This window comes from Plantactinospora sp. CNZ321 (assembly GCF_004217235.1).
In genome coordinates this window covers 3,582,275-3,602,655 of record NZ_SHKQ01000001.1, presented here as the reverse complement: position 1 = coordinate 3,602,655, position 20,381 = coordinate 3,582,275, and the positions used below count along the sequence as shown (strand labels likewise).

Below are 20,381 nucleotides of genomic sequence, written 5' to 3'. Positions count from 1 at the left end.
GGTAGCCGGCCGACCCGCCCGGGTTCACGGATCGGCGGCGAATGTGCGGCTCGTCACAGCCGGGTCGGTCGCCTCTGGGAGGATCATCTGATCACGATGATGGATTTTCGGATCGTCGGTCCGACCCGGGCCGGCCACCGTGCGGACACCCCGGCCCAGTCGGTGGTGCCGGCGCAGCTGCCGCCGAACCTGCCGGTCTTCGTCGGCCGGAATGCCGAACTCGACCGGCTCGACGCCATCCTGCTGCCGGCCGGTGACCCTCCGCCGGGACGGTCGGTCGCGCTGATCTTCGGAACCGCGGGGGTCGGCAAGACCGCCCTGGCGGTGCGGTGGGCGCACCGTCGTGCCGCCAGCTTCCCCGACGGCCAGCTCTACGTCGACCTGCGCGGCGTCGAGCCGGCCGACTCGACGCCGCCACGCCCGGAGCAGGCGATCCGTGGCTTCCTCGGCGCGCTCGGGGTGCCACCGCAGCGGATGCCGGCGGAGCTGGCCGAGCAGGTGGCGCTGTACCGGGGCCTGGTCGCCGGCCGGCGGATGCTCGTGCTGCTGGACAACGCCGCGGACACCGCGCAGGTCCAGCCCCTGCTGCCCGACTCCCCCGGCTGCGGTGTGATCGTGACCAGCCGTAACCGGCTGTCCGGCCCGGTGGCCGCGGTCGGTGCCGAGCCGCTCGCCCTCGACCTGCCGCCGGTCACCGAGGCCCGGCACCTGTTGGCCGTCCGGATCGGTGCGGACCGGGTGTCCGCCGAGCCGGACTCGGTCGACGAGATCATCGCCCGGTGCGCGCGGCTCCCGCTCGCGCTCGCCCTCGTGGCCGCCCGGAGCGTCGCCCGTCCCGGGCTTCCGCTTCGGACACTCGCCCGGGAACTGCGCCGCCCGGACGGCCGGCTCGACGGGTTCGGCGACGGCGGTGCGGGGACGGACGTGCGGGCGGTCTTCGCCGGCTCCTACCGGACGCTGGAGGCGGCAGCGGCCCGCCTGTTCCGGCTGTTCGGGCTGCATCCCGGGCCGGAGATCGGTGTCGCCGCCGCGGCCAGCCTGCTCGGGGTGCCGATCGCGCAGGCCCACACGGCCCTGGCCGAGCTGGTCCGGGCGAGCATGCTGGTCGAACGCTCCCCGGGCCGGTACGGCTGCCACGACCTGCTCCGGGCCTACGCGGGCGAACTGGCGAACGACCGGGAGCCCGCGCCGGAGCGGCAGCGGGCGGTACGCCGGCTCTTCGACCACTACCTGCACACCGCGTACGCCGCCGCCCGGCTGACCCACCCGCACCGGGACGAGATCACCACCGGTCCGGTCGAGCCGGGGGTGACCGTCGAGACGTTCGACGACTCCGCACAGGCACGTGCCTGGTTCGGCACCGAGCAGCCGGTACTGCTCGCCCTGCTCTCTGGGAGACCGCAGCCGGACTTCCCGCACGCCTGGACCCTCGCCTGGACCTTCGCGCCCTTCCTCGACGAGCACGGCCACTGGCCCGACCTGGTGGCCGTGCTGGAGAGCGCGCTGGCGGAGGTACGCCGGCTCGGTGACCGACCCGACGAGGCGTACGCGCTGCGCTACCTCGGCATCGCCTACCTGCGGCTCGGCCGGCACGACGACGGGCACGCCCACCTGCGGCAGGCCCTCGCGCTCTTCGCGGAGCTGGACGATCCGGTCGGCCAGGCGCAGGTGCACCACAACCTGGCCCTGGTCGCGGAGCAGCAGTCCCGGTACCGGGACTCGCTGCGGCACGCCGAGCAGGCGCTGGAGCTGTTCCGGACGGCGGGACACCGGATCGGACCCGCCCGGGCGCTCAGTTCGGTGGGGTGGTGCCGGGCCCAACTCGGCGAGTACGAGGCGGCCATCACCTCCTGCCGGCTGGCCCTGGCCGAGCAGCAGGACCAGGGCGACCGGCCCGCCGAGGCGCACACCTGGAACAGTCTCGGGTACGCCCACCGGCACCTCGGGCAGCTCGCCGAGGCGATCGCCTGCTACCGCCGGGCCCTGGATCTGTTCCGCCGGCTCGGCAACCGCCCCGCCACCGCCGACACGCTGATCCGGCTCGGTGACGCGTGCTGTTCCGACGGCGGGTTGGCGGAGGCCCGCCGCAGTTGGCGGGAGGCGGTGGAGATCCTCGACGACCTTCACCACCCGGACGCCGACCTGGTCCGTTCCCGGCTGCGGCGGGGCGGCGGCCCGGGTCCGGAGGGTCCGGTGTGAGCCGCTGCGCGATCAGGGACCGGAGAAGAACCCGGGGCTGGCTCGGCGGCTAGCCACGCGACGAGATCTGCTGCACCGCCCAGCCGTTGCCGTCCGGGTCGCTGAAGAAGACGAAGCCGACGTTGTCCAGCGGCTCCGGGACGGGCCGCGGATTCTCGCCGAGCACCTGGATCTCGCTGACCTCGACACCCCGCTCGACGAGCTGGGCGCGCGCCCTGGCCAGGTCGGCGACGACGAGTTGCAGGCCGCGCAGCGACCCGGGCGGCGGCATGTCCGGTACGACTCCGGTGCCGATCACGATCGAGCAGCCCGAGCCCGGCGGGGTCAGCTGGACGATGCGCACATCCTCGCCGGCCCGGGTGTCGTGGTCGACGTGGAAGCCGAGCTGGTCGGCGTAGAAGGTCTTGGCCCGGTCCACGTCGGAGACGGGGACCACCACCACTTCCAGGGTCCAGTTCATGGCGAATGCCTCTCTGTGCTGGTCTGCATCGGTCGCTGCGTTGGTCTGCATTCGGTCTCTGTGTTTGCTGGCCCCGGTCTGCGGCCGGCGCCGGAACGATGTCGGGGCACCGCGACGGCTGGGCGGTCAGCGGGCGTCGACCAGCTCCGCGAGCAGGTCGTCGAGCCGGTGGTAACCCTCGGTCACGCCACGCCGCATCGGATAGCGGAGCACCCGGTCCCGACCCGCCGGGGTGGCGTACCGGATCGTGCTGGTCAGGGTGGTCACGCCGGCCCGTTCGGCGAGGCGGTGGCTGATCAGGGTGTCGCCCGGGTACGACTGGTTGTCGTACCTCTCGGTGTAGACCAGCCGTCGGGCCGGCTCGATGACCTGGTAGATCCCGCCGTGCGCCATCTCCTCGTCGCCCGGGCCCCGGGAGACGAACCGCCAGGCGCCGCCGACCCGCAGGTCGATCCGGCAGTCGACGAGCTGCCAGCCTCGGGCGCCGAACCAACGGCGGAGCAGGTCGGGGCGGGTGAGCGCGTCGAAGACGAGTCCGGCCGGGGCGTCGAAGGCCCGGCTCAGCACGATTTCCCGGTCCGTCGGGGTGGTGACGGTCAGCTCCCGGTCCCCGCCCGTCACCGGGTCCGCCCCTCGCCGTCCTCGGCCTGGAGTTCGGCGAGCAGTCCGTCGAGCCGCCGGTAGCTCTCCGCCCAGTAGTCGCGATAGTTCTCCAGCCAGTCCAGGGCGGCCTTCAGCGGCCTGGCCTCCAACCGGCACGGCCGGCGTTGCGCGTCCCTGCCCCGGGTGACGAGCCCCGCCCGTTCCAGCACCTTGAGGTGTTTGGAGACGGCGGGCTGGCTCATCGCGAACGGCGCCGCCAGCTCGGTGACGCTGGCCTCGCCGGTGGCGAGCCGAGCGAGGATGGCCCGCCGGGTCGGGTCGGCCAGGGCCGCGAAGGTCGCGTCGAGCAGCTCCGCATTCACCTTTCGTAACCTCCTGGTTCTATAACCACCTGGTTTATAGCGCTTTCCGGCCGGGGCCGTCAAGCAGGCCCGTTCCTGCCCGCCAGCGAACGCGGTCGATCGACTGGTAGCAAACTTCCCTATTCTTCCCCGTTGTGGGTAGAGTAGGTCCCGATGGGTAACGAAATGTACTCGGTCGAGCAGGTGGCCGACCGGCTCGGCCTGCACGTGCGGACCGTGCGCGGCTACATCCGCTCGGGTCGGCTCCGGGCGGTACGGATCGGTAAGCAGTACCGGATCGCCCGGGCCGACCTCGACGCGCTGACCGGCAGTCCGGCCCCGGGCCGGCCCGGCGCCCCCGCCGCGGTGGAGGTGTCGAGCATCGTGCAGGTCGACGGCATCGACCGGTCCGGCGCCGACCGGCTCGGCACTCTCCTGCTGGCCGGTGTGAACACCAACCACGACCCCGGACGTCCGCTGCGGGTGCAGACCGTCCACGACGAGGAACGAGGCCGCATGAAGATCGTGATACTCGGTGACGCCGCGGCCACCGCAGAGCTGCTGCACCTGCTCGACGCCGTACTGCACGGCGACAACGGGCTGCTCGGCGAGGAGGTGCCGGATGCCTGACGACATCCAGGAACGGGCCGGAACGCCGGTACTGGTCTGCGATCCGGCCGGCCCACCGATCACCACCGAGCAGGACGCGCTGGACCTGATCGGTGCGGCGTTCCTCGGTGCCACGGCGGTGGCGGTGCCGGCGAGCCGGTTCGACCCGAGCTTCTTCTCCCTCGGCACCCGCTTCGCCGGTGAGGTGATGCAGAAGTTCGTCAACTACCGGCTGCGGCTGGTGGTGGTCGGTGACATCTCGGCGCACCTCGCGGCCAGCTCGGCACTGCGCGCCCTGGTGCAGGAGTCGAACAGGGGCGGCCACGTCTGGTTCGTACCGGACCTCGACGCCCTCGACCACCGGCTTCGGGACCAGACCGAACAGGGCCGGCACCCCGGCTGACCCGGGGCCACCCGCCCGGACCGGCCCGGGACACAGCCGGCGGGACGGGACAGGCGCAGGCGGCCCGGGACAGGCGCAGGCGGGACGGGACAGGCGCCGTCGTACCGGCCCGGTAGCCTGCCCGGCGTGCACAGCCCGACGGGGGGCGGACCCGGGCTGCCCGAGGTGCGGGCGGTCCGGCGTGCCGTGCTCGACCACATACTCGCGCTGGTCGCGGCGGCGCCCTGCGGCGACGCCCTGGTGCTGCGCGGCAGCATGACCATGCGGTCCTGGGTCGGTGACCGGGCACGCGAGCCGGGCGACCTCGACTGGGTGGTCCGGCCGGGCGCACCGGTCCCCCTCGACAACCTGCATCCGCACCCCTACGTCGACCATCTCGGCCCGGTCCGGCTCTGGCCCGAGGCGGTGCACGGGGTGCCCCGGGACGAACCGTGGATGTTCGAGGACTTCGACACCGGCGGGCTGCCAGCACGGCTGCCACCGGAGGGACTGCACTGGGTGTCGGGCGCGGAGACCGCGCTGCTGCCGAGCCCGCACCGGGACGTCGTCGAGCTGCTGCAGCGCGATCCGGCGGTCGCCGCCGACCTCCGGGTCGACCCGGACGCGATCACCGAGGCCAGCACCTGGGGCTACGCGTACGGTTCCGGATACCAGGACGACGCCGGGGAGGGCGGTGGCGGGAGCCGGCTCGTCGTGCCCTGGCGGGCCGGCGACGCGCTCTCCGGCACGGTCCAGCTCGATTTCGCGTACGACGATCGGCTGCCCGAGCCGCCCCGACTGCTCGCCGTGCCCCGGCAGGACGGGACCGCCCCGCCGACGGTGGTGTGGGCGGCGACGCCGGAGCTCTCACTGGCCTGGAAACTCCGGTGGCTCGGCACCGACCAGGCGACCACCGGAGTCTCGGACGGCAAGGACCTCTACGACGCGGTGCTGCTCGCCGAACTCCCCGACGTACGCCTGCCGCCCCGACTGCTCCGTACGGTGCTGCACCGGGTCCCCGACCCGGACCTGCTGCGACCGGCCGCCGTCCGGGGCTGGGCGGTCGACTGGTCGGCCCTGTCGGCCGGGCACCCGCCGGCCGGCGCCGATCCGGTGCCCTGGCTCGACCGGCTGGCCGCCGCGCTCGCGCCGGACCTGCCGTAGCCCGCCCCGCCCAGCGGTCATTCCCGGGCGGCCCGGTCCGCTTCCTCGTAGACGTCCGGCACCCCGTCGGCGTCGCTGTCGCGCTCTTCGATCGCACGCAGCCGCCGGTAGTGCCGGTTACGGGCCCGCAGTACGACCGCGGCCAGCAGTGCCGAGACCATCGAGCCGAACAGTACGCCGATCTTGGTGTGGTCGTCGCGCTCGCTGCCGGGGCCGAACGCCAGTTCGCCGATCAGCAGTGAGACAGTGAAACCGATCCCGGCCAGCAGCGCCAACCCGAACACGTCCCACCAGCCGAGCCCTTCGGCGAGGCGGGCCCGGGTGAACCGCTGCACCAGCCAGGTCGCGCCGAGGACCCCGACGGCCTTGCCCACGACCAGCCCGACCACCACCCCGACGGCGACCGAGTCGGCGAGGGCGGCACCCAGACCACCCGCGCCGACGACCGACACCCCGGCGGCGAAGAACGCGAAGACCGGCACCGCGAACCCGGCGGACAGGGGGCGGAATCGGTGCTCGAAGTGTTCGGCCAACCCCGGGCCGGGCCCGGGTCGGCTCCGCGACACCGGCACGGTGAACGCGAGCGCCACCCCGGCGACCGTGGCGTGCACCCCGGAGGCGTGCACCAGCGCCCAGGCCACCGCCGCCAGCGGCAGCAGCAGCCACCAGGACCGCACCCGTCGCTGGACGAGCAGCCCGAACAGTGCCAGCGGCACCAGCGCGAGCAGCAGCCAGCCGAGGTGCAGCGCGCTGGTGTAGAAGACCGCGATGATCACGATTGCCAGCAGGTCGTCGACGACGGCGAGGGTCAGCAGGAACGTCCGCATCGTCACCGGCAGGTGGGTGTTGATCACTCCGAGCACGGCGAGGGCGAAGGCGATGTCGGTGGCGGTCGGGATCGCCCAACCGGCGAGCGCCCCGCCCCCGCTACGCAGGTTGAACGCCATGTAGATCAGGGCCGGCACCGTCATCCCACCCAGGGCGGCGGCGACCGGCAGCATCGCCCGGCGGGGTTCCCGCAGGTCCCCGGCGACGAACTCGCGCTTGAGCTCCAGTCCGGCGACGAAGAAGAAGATCGCCAGCAGGCCGTCGGCCGCCCAGGTCGCCAGGGACAGATCCAGGTGCAGGGCGGCCGGACCGAGCCTGACCTCGGCGAGCGACCGGTACGCCGCGGACCATGGCGAGTTCGACCAGACCAGTGCGAGTACGGCGGCGACCAGCAGCAGAACCCCGCCGACGGTCTCGGTGCGCAGGATGTCGCCGACCCGGCGGGCCTCGGGCCAACTGCCCCGGTCGAACAGGCTCGGCACGCGGCTGCCGGGTGTGCCCATCAGGTGCCTCCGGTGGGGTCGACGAAAGAACCGCCGACCAGACTTCCCGGCACACCGGCTCCCACCCTACCGACTCCACGGCCACCGCCCCGATCGCCCCGCGACGGCGCGTCCCGGCAGGCACTCGGGACCGCGCCCGCGCCCCGTTTGGACCCGGGCGCCGCCTCCGTTGCCCGGCGTGCGGCCAGCACCGCTGTTACGTTGAGAACATGTTCACCCGGGCCAGAGGTATCGCCCGGTCCCTGTTGCTCTACCACTGCCGGCCCGCGACCCAGCGCCGGGCCGCGCGTCTCTACGGAGAGTTCCTGCGGCCGGGAGACATCGGATTCGACGTCGGAGCGCACGTCGGTGGCCGGGTACGCATCTGGCGGCGGCTGGGCGTACGGGTCGTCGCCGTCGAGCCGCAGCCGGACTGCCAGCGCGTCCTGCGCTGGGCGTTCCGCGGCGACCCGGGCGTCACGATCGTGCCGGCGGCGCTCGGCGCTCGTCCGGGCCGGGCGACGATGGCGCTTTCCACCGCCACCCCGACGGTGTCGACGATGTCGGCCGAGTGGATCCGTTCGGTGACGACGGACCGTAGCTTCCAACAGGTGCGCTGGGATCGTGCGGTGGAGGTGAAGGTGACGACCCTCGACGACCTCATCGCGGCGCACGGCGTACCGGCGTTCTGCAAGATCGACGTCGAGGGCTTCGAGGCGGAGGTCCTCGCCGGGCTGAGCCGACCGGTGTCCGCACTGTCGTTCGAGTACCTTCCGTCGGCCCACGACGCCGCACTCACCGCACTCGACATCGTGGACCGGCTCGGCGCCTCGGCCGACGGGTACCGCTACAACTACTCGCCCGTGGAGACGATGCGGTTCGCCAGCGCACGGTGGCTCGACGCCGCCGACCTGACCGGCCTGCTCGACCGGTTCCGCCCGATCGGCCGGTCCGGCGACGTCTACGCCCGTCTGCCGCGCACACCGCGCTGAGCGAGACCCGCGAGACGGTCCCGCGCCGGTCCTACCCGGACGCCGTGCCGGGTAGGCTGCCGGATCGTGGACGCCTCGGACCGGGACCGCCGTCACGCCGCACCTGAGCTGATCGGCCGAGGAGATGCCGTGCGGCCGCCCGGAGGAGGCGCCGACGCCAGGACCGGGCCGGGGCGGACCGGCGTACCCGGGTTGCGGCGGCTCACCGGGCCGGAGGCGCTGGCCCTGCACGACCGGCTGGTCGAAACGTACGCGGCGGTGTTCTGCGCGCCGCCGTGGAACGACTCTCCCGAACGGGCCGCCCGATTCGGCGAGCTGCTGACCGGCTGGGCCGGGGCGCCGGGCTTCGTCGCCGTCCTGGCCGACGGCGTCCCGGCCGACGAGGTCCGGACCGCCGGATCCGGTGGCCGCCACGACGGATCGGTCCCCGGCTTCGCGCTCGGGCTGACCACCCCGGCCCCGTTCCCCGTCGACCGCGCCTACGGGCAGGTACGCCGCCTGCTCGGACCGGCCGTCGAGACACTCTCCGGCTGGCTGGAGGTCGCGGAGCTGGCCGTACATCCGGCGGCCCGACGGGGCGGGCTCGGCCGACGGCTGCTGGCAACGGTGGCCTGTGACCGGCCGGCGTGGCTGCTGACCGTCCCGCAGGTCCCCGGCACCACCGCCTTCTACGACGCCGTGGGCTGGATCCGCCACGGCACCGGTGAGGGCATCACGGTCTACACCAACCGGCCGCTACCCCGCTGAAACGTACCCGTGAAGCCGGGGACCGCGCGGGGTCGCCGCCGCCATGCGGCGGTGGTGGTCGGCGCGCGGACCCCCGACGCCGATCAGCCGGACCGTTCCGCGCGCAGCCGCCCGAATGCCCCGCCGAGCAGCGCCAACGTGAGCACGGTGACCGTCAGGTCGGCAACCAGCGCCTGAGTCGGTGACGCGCCGGTGTAACTCGGCGCCAGGTACGCCCCGACCGCCGCCACCACCAGCCCGGCCCCCCAGGCTGCCAGCACGTGCCGCTGTCCCCAGCCGGTACGCCGGGACCAGCGCACCACCAGCACGGCGGCGAGGGCACTGACCAGCGCCCCGATCGCGACCCCGAGCCAGTTCGGCACCAGGTCGACGGCGAGCCGGGCGCCGCACACCACCAGCCCCGCCCAGAGCGGATGCGGCGCTCGGCCGCTGGTCGCATCGGCAGGCGCGCCGGAGCGGGCGTCGACGCTCCCCGCGACGCCGACCAGGGCGGGGGCGACCGGTCGCGGGGGAGCACCGGCCCCGCCCGGCCGCCGTCCGCGCCGCCACCTGGGCAGCAGCGCGGCGCCCACCAGGGCGAGCGCCGTCAACGCCGCGAACGACAACTGGAGCGGGCTGGCCAGGAAGCCCTTTCGGCCGCCGTCGTCGGAGAAGTCCAACAGGCTGCCGAGCAGGTAGAGGGCGACGGCCAGCAGTAGACCGAACCGACCCAGCCACGGCTCGGCACGCCGGACCGGACGGACGAACGATTCGACGATCACGATCGGAACGCAGACGCTCAGTACTATGTGGCCACCGATGTACCCGAGCGCGTTCTGGGCGCTGAATCCGAGCCCCGGAACCGTCGTCGCCCTCGTGGCGGCGGCTGCCTCGGCGAACTCGGTGTCGTCCAGGAAGGCGTCGTTGAACAGCGACTGATCGACCAGCCCGGCCTGGATCATCCCGAACGCCGCGCCGAGCAGGACGATCGCCGGCCAACCACCACCGGTACGCCGGGCGGTCTCCCGGATGAGCAGGACGGCCGAGCCGTAAAGTGGCCCCAGGAAGATCAGCACCAGCGGGTAGTCCTCGACGGTGAAGCCGCCCCACGCGCACTCCGCGGCCCAGGGTGCGAGCAGCCAGAGGGCGACGACCGGCCCGACCCGGCGCCACCGGGACAGCTTCGCGGGCTCGACCCGAGCGCTACCGGGTACGATCGCCGGGCCGGCGAGTGTCGCCGGGACACCGGCGGGACCGCCCTGGTCGTCAGGCATCAGCGGATCCTCGACGCTCGCCTTCCCTGCCGCTCGGGCACCGCACTTTCCCGGGTCTCGGGCTCCGCAGTTCTTTGGCACCGGGCTCCGCACCTTCGCTGGTCTCGGGTCTTCCGCACTTCTCGGGCCGGGCCTGCCGCCGCGTCCGGCGGCCCGTCACCGACCCGTCTCGGGCTGGCCGGGCGGTGTCTTTCCCATGCCGTCCACGGTCGCGGTTGGGCGCCGCTGCCGAAACGGCCCTTGGGCGAATCCACATGAACCAAAGTCGCCGGCTGGCACGACCAGGGGCGGTCCCCGCTCCCTTCCTGCCCTCGCCGTTGCTCCCTGGCCCCAACCCCCGCCGCACCGCGATGTCTAGAAAACTTGACATGATGTCCGCAGTTCTTTACGCTTCCGGATGTCAAACATTCTTTACCTACCGTAGGCGGCGCCATGTCGTACGAGGAGAAGGGCACCTGGGTCGCTCTGGTGGTCGGGGTAACCGTCTACCTCGGCTATCTCGGGACCGTGCTCGGCCGGCTGGTCGGCACACCCGTGTCCGGAGTCAGCTACGTGCCGGCCCTGCTGTTGGCGATCGGCGTCTCGATCCTGGCGTCGATCGTGGCCCGCATCGCGGTCGAGATCGCCCGGCCAAGTGACAGCCACTCCGGCGACGTCCGGGACAGGGAGATTCATTGGCTCGGTGACCGCGTCGGGCAGCGGCTGCTGATGACCGCCGCTCTCGTGGCGCTCGGCCTGGCACTGTTCGAGGCCGAGCACTTCTGGATCGCCAACGTGCTCTACCTCGGCTTCGTCGCCGCCTCCGTGGTCACCTCGGTGGTCAAGCTCCGCGCCTACCGCAGGGGCATGTAGCCGTGGTCAAGCCGACCAGGGTCACCAACTCGATCCGCGCTCTGCGGTTCGCCGCCGGCGAGATGACGCAGGCCCAGCTCGCCGAGCGGATCGGGGTGACCCGCCAGACCATCATCGCGATCGAGCAGGGCCGCTACTCACCCTCGCTGGAGATGGCGTTCCAGATCGCCCGCGTCTTCGCGGTACCGCTCGACGACGTTTTCCAGTACCCCGACCCCGAAGGTGAGCAGCGATGAAAGCAGCCGTGTACCGGAGGTACGGTCCTCCGGACGTCGTCCGGGTCGAGGAGGTCCCGACACCCGTTCCCGGCGACCAGGACGTGATCGTCCGGGTCTGCGCCGCCACGGTCGGCGTGACCGACGGCACCGCCCGGCGCGGCTCGCCGGGCTACGCCCGACTCTTCTTCGGGCTCCGGCGACCGAGGTGGACGGTGCTCGGCTCCGAGTTCGCCGGTGTGGTCGAGGCGGTCGGGGCGGGCGTGACCCGGTTTCGGGTCGGTGAGGAGGTCGCCGGGATCACCGGGCCGGACTTCGGCGCGCACGCCGAGTACGTCCGCGTCCGTCAGGACGGCGCCCTCGGGCCCAAGCCGGCCAACCTCGACTTCGCCGAGGCGGTCGCCCTGATCGACGGGACCGCGCTGGCGTTCCTGCGCGACCGGGCCGGACTGCGCCCCGGCCACACCCTCCTGGTCAACGGCGCCTCCGGAGCTGTCGGAAGCGCGGCCGTGCAACTCGGCAGGCACTTCGGCGCCCGGGTCACCGGGGTGTGCAGCACCCCCCACCTCGACCTGGTACGCGACCTCGGCGCCGACGAAGTCCTCGACTACACCCGGGAGGACTTCACCCGCACCGGGCAGACGTACGACGTCGTCTTCGACGTGGCCGGCACCAGTTCGTTCGGGCGCTGCCGCCGGGTGCTCAACCCGGCCGGCCGCTATCTCAGCCCGGTGCCGTCGCCGGGCCTGCTGGTCCAGATGCCGTGGACGGCGGCGTTCGGCGGGAAGAAGGCGGTCGTCGCGTTCACCGGGCTGCGCAAGGCCGCGGACAAGGCCCGCGACCTGCTGCTCGTCCGGGAGTTGGCGGAGGCGGGCACGCTCCGGCCGGTCATCGCGGAGCGCTACCCACTGGAGCGGATCGCGCAGGCGCACCGCCACCTGGACCGTGGCAAGTACGGCAACATCATCCTCACCGTCGGCGAAGCCGGCTGACCCGAACCGGCTGACCCGGGCCACCGAGGTGCACGGCGATGCTCCGGATACCGGTGACGCAGGTGGGCGGCGGTAGCTACTCGTGCCGGCTGACGCCTTCGGAGTGCATGCCGGTCTCCTCCCACAACGGGTTGTTGCGAAGATCGTCGAGCGCGGTGTCGTCGGGGAATAACCGGCGCCTCGGCGCGGGGTCCGGGGCACCCCCGGGCCCCGCCTCCGGGGCACGGGTCGGCTCGACCGTGCCGAACCCGTGTCTGCCGGCGTCCTGCGGCCACGGTCGGGGCGGCTGCGCGTCGGCCCGCCGTTCGCCGCGACGGGCGGGCGGCAGGCCGGTTTCCTCACTCCCCTCGTCCATCGGCGAGTCCTCGGCCGCGCCCCACGGAGCGTCCCGGTCCGCCGTGCCGCCGGTGGTGCCCCACGGCCGCACCGATTCCGGGCCACGATCCGGCCCGTCCAGGGCCGCCTGTGCGCCGTCCGCGTCGTCCGGCTGGATCTGACCGCCCGGGTCCTGCTCCACCGGTCGTCTCTTCGCGCTCATTCCCCACCACCCTCGCTGCCGGTTCGTCCCGCCGGGCCGGCCCGGGTGCCCCCTGCCGGTGTGCCCCGTGCCGGTGCGTGTGCCGTTCCCGCCCACCCGCCAGACATGCCGCCGACCGGCAGGTATCTCCCGTGGGCGCTCACCGCAGCGCCAGAAGCCGCAACGACGATGCGGGCGACGGACCGGATCGGTCGGACGTGATCGGAAGGCTGAAGGAGGGTGGGCCGGGGCTGGGTCGCCTCGGTGATCTTTTGAACCGGCGCTGAAGGTTGGACCGGCCCGGAAGAGGTATCGGACGGCCGCCCATCGCCGATGTCGCCCGATCCGGCCGGGACGTCCGGTTCAGGCGCGCATGACAGTGGCGATCGGGATGGGGACGGCCCGGACGGCGCCCCCTGGGACGTCAGTCGAAGTGCCGGATCCGGGGCCACAACTCGGCCCAGGTCTGCCGGCGATCCTGGCACACCACGATCGGCACGCCCTGCTCCTCGTTGTCGACCCCGACTCCGTTGTCGAGGCGGCCGGCGAGCCGGCACGCACCGAAGTGGCGGCTGAGTTCGCCCACCTCACCCAGCCCGACGCCGACCAGCACCGTCGCCGACTCCGGCGGCGGGCCGTAGTAGCCCAGCTCGTTGTGTCCACTGTAGATTGGCGGCAGCCGGTCGGCGCCGAGTCGGGTGAGCGCGCCGGCCTCGCCGTAGTTTGCGGTCACCACGACCGCCGCGGCCCGGTCGGTGGAGGGGAGTTCGTCGTACGCCCGGACCACCTGGTCGACGTAGCGGGGCCAGCCGACCGAGTCGGCGGCGGTGATGTTGATCCCGGGCACCGGCGTGTCGCCGAGCACCTCGACCGGGAGCAGCGGCAGGGCGACCACCGCGCTGGTCAGCGCGTTGACCAGGTACGCCGTGCCGACCAGGGTCGTGCGGAGCCGCCGTCGTCCCCGCCCCAACCAGTCGGCCAGCACCACGCAGCCGGCGGCGAAGAGCACCCCGAGCAGCCCGTACGAGTAGTAGTGCTGCCCGCCGGAGACCAACGCCAGCACGCAGACCACCAGGTACGCCACCGCGAGCGCGCGTACCGGTCGCCACCGCGGGCGACGCAGCAGCCCGACCAGTCCGGCGATCCAGACCGCCGCCAGCGGTGGCCCGATCAGCAGAAACTGGAAGGGCACGAAGGTGCTCCGCGACTCGGCGCCCCGGTCCTCGGCGAGCGCGCCGGCCATCTCGGCCTGGGGCAGCTCGTGGGTGAGCTGGTAGATCAGGTTGGGCGCGCCGACCACCAGGGCGAGCGCGACGCCCGCCCAGAGCCAGCGACCGACCAGGACCCGGCGCGGTCCCACCGCCAGCAGCCCGGCGCCGAGCCCGACCAGCAGCAGCGCCACGAGCAGCTTGTTGTAGAGACCGATCCCGAGCACCGCTCCGGCAGCGAGCCACCAGCGCGGCTGGTCGCGTAGCAATGCCCGGGCGGCGCAGAGGACGATGCCGAGCCAGACCACCAGGTCGAAGCCGGCGGTCAGCAGCACGTGTCCGAAGATCAGCGTGGTCGCCCCGGTGCCCAGGCCGAACGCCGCCAGGGTCTGCGCGAGCGCGCCGCCGCCGAGTTCCCGGGCGAGCAGGGCGGCCAGCAGCAGCGCCGCCAGCACGCAGAGGGTGGCCGGCACCCGCAGGCCCCAGAGCGAACCGCCGGAGAGCGCGTCGGCCAGCCGGGCGATCGCCGGGGTGAGCGGCGGCTGGTCCCGGTAGCCCCAGTCGGGGCGGAGCATCAGGAAGTAGAGCTCGTCGCGGTGGTAGCCGTAGCCGCCGTTGGTGGCCAGCAGGAGCGCGGCGACCAGCCCGGCGACGACGCCGAGCGGTCGCCAGGCGACCGGCGCCAGCCTCACCCGCCCGCCGTCGGCAGTCGCGGTTCCTGCGGGTGCGTCCGGCGGCGCGGTGCTTCCGGCGAGCCGGACGGCGTGCTCGGTCATGGGTCGCCCCTCCCCTGAAGGTGTGCCGGCGCCCCCTGGCTGGGACCCGCTACGGCCGATACCTAACGGTTAGAGCTTAGCGGTTAGGTATCGACTGTCAACGCACTCTGACCTGGACCGGAACCCGGGCCGGCCACGGTGGAGGTCCACCGTGGCCGGCCCGGCGTCCCGGCTACCCCGCCGGCCGACGTCCCGGCTGTTCCGCCGGCCGACGTCCCGGCTCTTCCGGCGGCCGGCGTCCCGGCTGTTCCGGCGGCCGGCGTCCCGGCTGTTCCGGCGGCCGACCACAGGTCGGGGCGGCGACCGGCCTCGACACCTGGTGCGCCGGGTTGCCCCGCCAGACCGTGCCGGCCGGTAGGCTGCTCCCCTTCATCACGAACGAGTCGGGTGCCACCACCACCCCGTCGGCCACCTCGACCCCGTAGTGCACGAGCGCGCCGGTGCCGACCGAACAGCCACGCCCGAGCCGGATGCGGTCCATCTTGAAGGTCCCGTCCTCCAGCGAGTGCGAGTGCAGCGACGAACCCTCGCTCAGGGTGCAGTGGTCGCCGATCCGCACCAGGGTCCGTTCCGGCATTCCGCAGCCGTCGTCGAAGACCCGCCGGCCGACCCGTACGCCGTGCAGGCGCAGGAGTAGGGGCTTGAGCGGGGTGCCGTTGAACAGGCCGAGGTGCCCGACCCCGGCGAGCTTCCAGTACCGCTCGTGCCGCCAGTACCGGGGGTCGTAGATCGAACAGCACAGCGGGCGCAGCCGGCGGAAACCGAGGCAGATCCAGTCCATCAGCGCGGAGTAGCCGATGATCAGCAGCGAGGCGAGCAGCATCCCGGCGCTGAACGTGAACAGGTTCGGCCGGGCGTCGTCGTGGATCCCCTCGACCCGCAGCACGACCTGCACCGCGAGGTAGAACGGCAGCCAGCTGTTCAGCAGGTACCAGCCCATGGTGCACAGGTTCGAGCGGTTCTTCCGGGACAGCCGGCGGCGGAACTCGTCCCCGGTCTTCAGGTCGTCGAAGCCGGCGTCCCGGCGTACCGACCGGGGGATCTCGAATGGCGGTGAGCCCAGCAGGCCGACGTCGGACCGGGCCGGACCGTCGATCGGCACCATCACCTTCGTCGCCAGCAGGCAGTTGTCGCCGACCCGGGCCCCGGCGGGGAAGATGATCCGGTTCCCGAGGAAGTTCTCCGCGCCGATGGTGACCCGGGACAGCGTGAAGGAGGTACGGGAGTACCGGGCGTTGCCCATGGAGAGACCGTCGGAGACCAGCACCCCGCCGCGCACCTCGCAGAGGAACGGCGTGTCGTGCCGCTGCCCGCAGCCGAAGTTCGAGCCGGTCTGCCGTACCTGCCGCAATCGCCAGCCGATCGCCCGCAGATAGCCGACGATGTACGAGCTGTCTCCGAAGAGGTTGTTGAAGAACCCGACGTTGCTGAACCGGGAGACGGTCTGGTAGCAGATCCACCGCCAACCGTAGAGCGGATAGATCCGGCCGGCGGCCAGGAAGAGGTTCGCCAGCCGGGGCACGGCGAGCACCAGCAGCGCGCCGAGCACGACGCCGCCGACGAAGAACAGCAGCGACCCGGAGACCGTGCTGATGTCGAGCACGAAGGCCAGTGCGGCGAGCACGACCAGCAACTGGGTGTCGAGGACCACCCGGCCGAGGAGTTGGCCGGCACCGTAGACGCGCCGACGCATCGTCGAGCAGTGCCGGGGTTCCGGCGCCGGGTTGCCGCTCCCGCCGGGCACCGCCGGTGAGCCGTGGAAGTTCGCCCCGGCCGGTACGACCTGCCCGGCACGCGGCGACGATGCGTGCCCGAGCTGCGCGCCGTCGCCGAGTACCGTGTCGAGGTCGAGCACGCAGCCCTCGCCGACGTGTACGTCCCGGCCGAGCCGGACCGGACCGGTGGTGATCCAGCCGGCCTCGGCTCGGTAGCCGAGGAAGCTCGCGCCCCTGCCGACGACCGATCCCGCGCCGATCTCGATCAGGTCGGTGCAGACCGGCACCGACCGGGACAGCAGCAGGGCGCCCGGGCCGATCTTCGCGCCCAGCGCCCGCAGGTAGAGGTTGTAGACCGGCGACCCGGCGAAGAGCACCAGCGGGTTGGCCCGGATCATCCGCTTCACGACCCAGAACCGGAGGTAACGCAGGCCCCAGATGGGAAACGTCTCGGCCCGCCACCGCCCGACCAGCAGCCACTTCAGCGCCACCGGCAGCAGCGCCAGCACCGCGAACCAGGCGACCCCGAAGCTGACCGACCGGCAGGCGACGTCGACCGCGCCGGCTCCGCCGGCGATCCAGTCGTATCCGGCGAGCGCCACGGCGGCGAGCAGGACCAGATACCCCAGGCCGAAAAGGGTCTGGAACACCGCGCAGCCGTACCACTCGATGTCGCTGGGTACCCGGTGCGCCGGTGGCGGCGGTTCCGGTGGCGCCTGCGGAGGCTCCGCCCCGACGACGGTGGCCAGGGCACGCACCGTCGGATGCAGGTACACGTCCTTGATCGAGACGTCGGCACGCAGCTGTTCGCGCAGCCGGGTGCAGTACCGGGACATCACCAGCGAGTCGCCGCCCAGGTCGGTGAAGAAGTCGTCCCGGACCGACACCCGGTCCACCCGTAGCAGGTCGGCGAGGAGTTGCGCGAGGGCGGACTCGGTGGACCCGACCGGGTCGACGACCGGCGTCGTCGGCAGCACCCGCGCCCCGGACGGTGCCGGCAGGCGCTTGCGGTCCACCTTGTCGCTGGGCAGCGTCGGCAGCTCCGGCAACTCCTCGAGATAGGCCGGGACCATGTAGCCGGGCAGTCGGCTCCGCAGCGCGGCCAGCGCCACCGCGGAGTCCAGCCCCGGCGCACCGGCCCGCCGGGTGTAGAACGCGACGAGTTCGACGACACCGGACTCCGGGTGGTACGTGGTCACCGCCGCCTGGGCCACCTCCGGCAGCCGCAGCAGCACCGACTCGATCTCGGTCAACTCGATGCGGTACCCGCGCACCTTGACCTGGCTGTCGATCCGGCCCAGATACTCGAGCTGCCCGTCGGCGGTGATCCGACCGAGGTCCCCGGTCCGGTAGATCCGGCCCGAGGGGTTGTGCGGGATCCCGACCGGGTCCGGCACGAAGGCCCGGGCGGTCAGGTCGGGTCGGTTGACGTACCCCGGGGAGAGGCCGATTCCGGCAAGGCCGATCTCTCCGGTCTCGCCGGCCGGCAGAATCCGGTGATCGGGGTCCAGGACCACCGCCGAGTACGTCGGCAGCGGCACCCCGATCGTCACCGCCCGGTCCGGCTCCAACCGGGTCCAGGTGGCGGTGACCGACGCCTCGGTCGGACCGTAGACGTTCAGCAACGTACGCCCCGGCCGGTGCCACCGGTCCACCAGACGTGCCGGACACGCCTCCCCGGAGACCAGCACGAACCGCAGCTCCGGCAACTCCTCCTCGATCGTGGCCAGCAGGGTCGGCACGCAGCAGAGCGCGCTGACCCGGTGCCGGGCGAGGAAGCCGGCCAGGTCGCTGCCGACCAGTGCCCCGGGGGCGGTACTCGGCACCAGCGTCGCGCCGGAGACCAGCGGCACCCAGATCTCCTCGACCGAGAAGTCGAAGGCGATCGTCATCCCCTGGTAGACGCGGTCGTCCGGGCGCAGTCCGTAGCACTCCACGGCCACCCGGACGAAGTTGCAGATGTTCGCCTGGTTGATGGCGACGCCCTTGGGCCGGCCCGTGCTGCCGGAGGTGTAGATGAGGTAGCAGAGTTCGTCCGGGGCCGGCCCGAGTTCGTCCGGACCGATCCGGTGACTCGGATACCGGTCGAGGTCCGGTTCGGTGTCGATCCGGATCACCGTGCCGGCGACGCCGTCGAGGCGGTCGGCCAGCGCCGAGAGCGTGACGATGGTGCTGACCCGCGCGTCGGCGACCACGAAGCGGATCCGGTCCGCCGGGATGTTGGCGTCGACCGGAACGTACACCGCGTGGATCTTGGACACCGCCAGCATGGCCAGATAGGCGAAGGCGGACCGGTCGAGAAGCAGCCCGACCCGGTCGCCCGGCAGCACGCCGCGGGCCGACAGCAGCCGGGCGAACTGGTTCGCCCGGGCATCCAGCTCGGCGAAGGTGATCCGGCGCTCGCCGTCGTCCACGGCCAGGTGCCCGGGATCACCCTCGGCGGCGAAGCGATCACAGCGCTCCTCGAACAGGTGGTGCAGGCGCTCACCGGGTCGCCAGCGAGGCCGGTTGTCCGCTCCCGGCGCGGTCAGCACCAGTCCGGTGCCGGCCCGGGTCGGGGTGCGGGGCGCGACGGTGCTCCCGGCATCCGTTGTCGCCGGAGCCGGCCCGGTCACGCGGGGACCAGGCCGGAAGAGTCGCGACGGTCCCGCTCCGGCCCGACGTCCGGCCCGGCCTGCACCGCCCGAGCCGCCGCCAGCAGGATGTCGAGGCCGGCGTCGAGCAGCTCGTCGGGAGTGGTGAGCGGCGCCAGCACCTTGACCACCTCGTCGTACGGGCCGGCGGTCTCCAGCATCAGGCCGTCGGCGAAGCAGCGCAGGCTGATGGCCGAGGCGAGCTCCCCCGAGCCGACGTCGACGCCGCACATCATCCCGCGCCCCTTCACCACCGCCCCCGGCACGACGTCGGCCACCTCCGCCAGCCGCCGCGCGAGCAGGTCGGCGCGGCGCGCCACCTCGGCGGTGAATCCGGTTCCGGTCCAGAACTTCGTCAGCGCCACCCGGGCGGTGACGAAGGCGTGCGCGTTGCCGCGGAACGTCCCGTTGTGCTCGCCGGGCTGCCAGACGTCGTACTCGGGGCGGATCAGCAGCAGCGCCATCGGCAGGCCGGCCCCAGAGATCGACTTCGAGAGTACGACCAGGTCCGGGACGATGCCGTACGGCTCGAAGCTGAAGAACGTGCCGGTACGCCCGCAGCCCGCCTGCACGTCGTCGACCACCAGCAGCGCGCCGCTGTCCCGGGCCAGCTCGGCGATCCGCCGCAGCCAGCCGGCCGAGGCGACGTTCAGGCCGCCCTCGCCCTGCACGGTCTCCAGCAGGATCGCCGCCGGTGCGTCCATTCCGCTGGACGGGTCCCGCAGCATCCGCTCCAGCAGGTCGGCGGTGTCCACGCCGGGCCCCTGGTAACCGTCGTACGGCATCCGGGTCACCCCGGGCAGCGGAAGCTGCGGCCCGATCCGGTGGTGCCGGTTCCCGGTCGCCGCCAGCGCGCCCAGTGAGACGCCGTGGAAGGCATTGGTGAAGGCGACGACGTTGGTCCGGCCGGTCACCTTGCGGACCAGCTTGAGTGCCGCCTCGACGGCGTTCGCTCCGGTCGGCCCGGTGAACTGCACCCGGTAGTCCAACTCCCGGGGCAGCAGCACGATCGACTCGAACGCGGCGAGAAACGCGCTCTTGGTCGAGCTGGACAGGTCGAGGCAGTGCGACATCCCCCGCTGTTCCAGATGCCTGATCAGGGCATCGCGCATGTCGGGGTCGTTGTGCCCGTAGTTCAGCGAACCCGCACCGGCGACGAAGTCGAGGTACTCGCGACCGGTGACGTCGCGCACCACGCTTCCCTCCGCGGTGTCGAACACGCGGTCGAATCGGCGACAGTAGCTCCGCACCGCGGACTCTCGCCGCTCGAAAATCAGATGCTCGTCCGCGCCCGCCGCTCCGCGCATGGTCATCACTCCCTCCGGGCACACCCGATCACCTGGCTGGCCGCAGCCGCCGACCAGGAGACGGGGTCTTGGACATCCGTACGTCCAACCGGAGAAGGGCGTCCCG

General features: G+C 72.8%; 18 protein-coding genes. 9 read left to right on the top strand and 9 right to left on the bottom strand.

Annotation, left to right across the window (positions count from 1 at the left end; genetic code table 11):
- Positions 1 to 96 precede the first annotated feature (96 nt).
- Complete coding sequence (locus tag EV371_RS15830) at positions 97 to 2,199, top strand: tetratricopeptide repeat protein (RefSeq protein ID WP_130462711.1); 2,103 nt, start codon at positions 97 to 99, stop codon at positions 2,197 to 2,199.
- Between the two features lie 49 nt (positions 2,200 to 2,248).
- On the opposite strand, the gene EV371_RS15825 is transcribed toward EV371_RS15830, so the two are convergent.
- The 3 genes from EV371_RS15825 to EV371_RS15815 all read right to left on the bottom strand — a co-directional run bounded on the left by EV371_RS15825 (position 2,249) and on the right by EV371_RS15815 (position 3,624).
- Entirely contained in the window at positions 2,249 to 2,659 is a 411-nt protein-coding gene (locus tag EV371_RS15825; protein WP_130462710.1) for a VOC family protein, read from the bottom strand.
- Between the two features lie 126 nt (positions 2,660 to 2,785).
- A complete protein-coding gene (locus tag EV371_RS15820) occupies positions 2,786 to 3,280 on the bottom strand; it encodes an SRPBCC family protein (protein WP_130462709.1) in 495 nt (164 codons plus the stop codon).
- Positions 3,277 to 3,624, bottom strand: coding sequence for a metalloregulator ArsR/SmtB family transcription factor (locus tag EV371_RS15815; protein ID WP_130462708.1), 348 nt, complete (start codon positions 3,622 to 3,624; stop codon positions 3,277 to 3,279). Before EV371_RS15815 ends, EV371_RS15820 begins: the two co-directional genes overlap by 4 nt.
- A 153-nt stretch (positions 3,625 to 3,777) precedes the next feature.
- Here EV371_RS15815 and EV371_RS15810 point away from each other — a divergent pair, with 153 nt between their 5' ends.
- The 3 genes from EV371_RS15810 to EV371_RS15800 all read left to right on the top strand — a co-directional run bounded on the left by EV371_RS15810 (position 3,778) and on the right by EV371_RS15800 (position 5,758).
- Positions 3,778 to 4,233, top strand: a complete 456-nt coding sequence (locus tag EV371_RS15810) for a helix-turn-helix domain-containing protein (RefSeq protein WP_486484635.1) — start codon at positions 3,778 to 3,780, stop codon at positions 4,231 to 4,233.
- Positions 4,226 to 4,615 carry a DUF4180 domain-containing protein gene (locus tag EV371_RS15805; RefSeq protein ID WP_130462707.1) on the top strand — a complete coding sequence of 130 codons (390 nt, stop codon included), beginning with the start codon at positions 4,226 to 4,228 and terminating at the stop codon, positions 4,613 to 4,615. The genes EV371_RS15810 and EV371_RS15805 overlap by 8 nt, the downstream gene beginning before the upstream one ends.
- Positions 4,616 to 4,741: 126 nt before the next feature.
- Positions 4,742 to 5,758, top strand: a complete 1,017-nt coding sequence (locus EV371_RS15800) for a nucleotidyl transferase AbiEii/AbiGii toxin family protein (protein WP_207230508.1) — start codon at positions 4,742 to 4,744, stop codon at positions 5,756 to 5,758.
- A gap of 17 nt (positions 5,759 to 5,775) precedes the next feature.
- On the opposite strand, the gene nhaA is transcribed toward EV371_RS15800, so the two are convergent.
- Positions 5,776 to 7,089 (bottom strand): Na+/H+ antiporter NhaA, encoded by a 1,314-nt coding sequence (gene nhaA, locus EV371_RS15795; RefSeq protein WP_130462706.1) that lies wholly within the window; start codon positions 7,087 to 7,089, stop codon positions 5,776 to 5,778.
- A gap of 209 nt (positions 7,090 to 7,298) precedes the next feature.
- Between nhaA and EV371_RS15790 the strand changes: the two genes are divergently transcribed.
- Complete coding sequence (locus tag EV371_RS15790; RefSeq protein WP_130462705.1) at positions 7,299 to 8,060, top strand: FkbM family methyltransferase; 762 nt, start codon at positions 7,299 to 7,301, stop codon at positions 8,058 to 8,060.
- A gap of 129 nt (positions 8,061 to 8,189) precedes the next feature.
- A complete protein-coding gene (locus EV371_RS15785; RefSeq protein WP_130462704.1) occupies positions 8,190 to 8,807 on the top strand; it encodes a GNAT family N-acetyltransferase in 618 nt (205 codons plus the stop codon).
- 83 nt (positions 8,808 to 8,890) lie between these two features.
- Here EV371_RS15785 and EV371_RS15780 read toward each other — a convergent pair whose 3' ends face one another.
- The gene (locus tag EV371_RS15780) at positions 8,891 to 10,060 is read right to left on the bottom strand and encodes a hypothetical protein (RefSeq protein WP_486484634.1); all 1,170 of its coding nucleotides are present in this window, start codon (positions 10,058 to 10,060) and stop codon (positions 8,891 to 8,893) included.
- A gap of 432 nt (positions 10,061 to 10,492) precedes the next feature.
- On the opposite strand from EV371_RS15780, the gene EV371_RS15775 reads away from it, so the two are divergent.
- Genes EV371_RS15775 through EV371_RS15765 form a run of 3 tightly spaced genes read left to right on the top strand, consistent with a single transcriptional unit; the run spans position 10,493 to position 12,119 of the window.
- Positions 10,493 to 10,912 carry a hypothetical protein gene (locus EV371_RS15775; protein WP_130462703.1) on the top strand — a complete coding sequence of 140 codons (420 nt, stop codon included), beginning with the start codon at positions 10,493 to 10,495 and terminating at the stop codon, positions 10,910 to 10,912.
- Positions 10,913 to 10,914: 2 nt separating this feature from the next.
- A complete protein-coding gene (locus EV371_RS15770) occupies positions 10,915 to 11,148 on the top strand; it encodes a helix-turn-helix domain-containing protein (RefSeq protein WP_130462702.1) in 234 nt (77 codons plus the stop codon).
- Positions 11,145 to 12,119: an NAD(P)-dependent alcohol dehydrogenase gene (locus EV371_RS15765; protein ID WP_130462701.1), complete on the top strand. Its 975-nt coding sequence runs from the start codon at positions 11,145 to 11,147 to the stop codon at positions 12,117 to 12,119. The genes EV371_RS15770 and EV371_RS15765 overlap by 4 nt, the downstream gene beginning before the upstream one ends.
- 76 nt (positions 12,120 to 12,195) lie before the next feature.
- Here the strand turns inward: EV371_RS15765 and EV371_RS15760 are convergent, their stop codons facing one another.
- The 4 genes from EV371_RS15760 to ectB all read right to left on the bottom strand — a co-directional run bounded on the left by EV371_RS15760 (position 12,196) and on the right by ectB (position 20,281).
- Positions 12,196 to 12,657, bottom strand: a complete 462-nt coding sequence (locus EV371_RS15760) for a hypothetical protein (protein WP_486484633.1) — start codon at positions 12,655 to 12,657, stop codon at positions 12,196 to 12,198.
- A 403-nt stretch (positions 12,658 to 13,060) separates the two neighbouring features.
- Positions 13,061 to 14,620: a glycosyltransferase family 39 protein gene (locus EV371_RS15755; RefSeq protein ID WP_130462700.1), complete on the bottom strand. Its 1,560-nt coding sequence runs from the start codon at positions 14,618 to 14,620 to the stop codon at positions 13,061 to 13,063.
- A gap of 172 nt (positions 14,621 to 14,792) precedes the next feature.
- The gene (locus tag EV371_RS15750) at positions 14,793 to 18,950 is read right to left on the bottom strand and encodes a Pls/PosA family non-ribosomal peptide synthetase (RefSeq protein ID WP_130462699.1); all 4,158 of its coding nucleotides are present in this window, start codon (positions 18,948 to 18,950) and stop codon (positions 14,793 to 14,795) included.
- The gene (gene ectB / locus EV371_RS15745) at positions 18,947 to 20,281 is read right to left on the bottom strand and encodes an aspartate aminotransferase family protein (protein ID WP_486484632.1); all 1,335 of its coding nucleotides are present in this window, start codon (positions 20,279 to 20,281) and stop codon (positions 18,947 to 18,949) included. The genes EV371_RS15750 and ectB overlap by 4 nt, the downstream gene beginning before the upstream one ends.
- Positions 20,282 to 20,381 lie beyond the last annotated feature (100 nt).

What these genes read in the sequence shown, in the direction of transcription:
- EV371_RS15830 (WP_130462711.1), top strand. Translation starts at nt 97, where the DNA reads ATGATGGATTTTCGGATCGTCGGTCCGACCCGGGCCGGCCACCGTGCG.
- EV371_RS15825 (WP_130462710.1), bottom strand. Translation starts at nt 2,659, where the DNA reads ATGAACTGGACCCTGGAAGTGGTGGTGGTCCCCGTCTCCGACGTGGAC.
- EV371_RS15810 (WP_486484635.1), top strand. Translation starts at nt 3,778, where the DNA reads ATGGGTAACGAAATGTACTCGGTCGAGCAGGTGGCCGACCGGCTCGGC.
- EV371_RS15805 (WP_130462707.1), top strand. Translation starts at nt 4,226, where the DNA reads ATGCCTGACGACATCCAGGAACGGGCCGGAACGCCGGTACTGGTCTGC.
- nhaA (WP_130462706.1), bottom strand. Translation starts at nt 7,089, where the DNA reads ATGGGCACACCCGGCAGCCGCGTGCCGAGCCTGTTCGACCGGGGCAGT.
- EV371_RS15790 (WP_130462705.1), top strand. Translation starts at nt 7,299, where the DNA reads ATGTTCACCCGGGCCAGAGGTATCGCCCGGTCCCTGTTGCTCTACCAC.
- EV371_RS15780 (WP_486484634.1), bottom strand. Translation starts at nt 10,060, where the DNA reads ATGCCTGACGACCAGGGCGGTCCCGCCGGTGTCCCGGCGACACTCGCC.
- EV371_RS15775 (WP_130462703.1), top strand. Translation starts at nt 10,493, where the DNA reads ATGTCGTACGAGGAGAAGGGCACCTGGGTCGCTCTGGTGGTCGGGGTA.
- EV371_RS15765 (WP_130462701.1), top strand. Translation starts at nt 11,145, where the DNA reads ATGAAAGCAGCCGTGTACCGGAGGTACGGTCCTCCGGACGTCGTCCGG.
- EV371_RS15760 (WP_486484633.1), bottom strand. Translation starts at nt 12,657, where the DNA reads ATGAGCGCGAAGAGACGACCGGTGGAGCAGGACCCGGGCGGTCAGATC.
- EV371_RS15755 (WP_130462700.1), bottom strand. Translation starts at nt 14,620, where the DNA reads ATGACCGAGCACGCCGTCCGGCTCGCCGGAAGCACCGCGCCGCCGGAC.
- ectB (WP_486484632.1), bottom strand. Translation starts at nt 20,281, where the DNA reads ATGACCATGCGCGGAGCGGCGGGCGCGGACGAGCATCTGATTTTCGAG.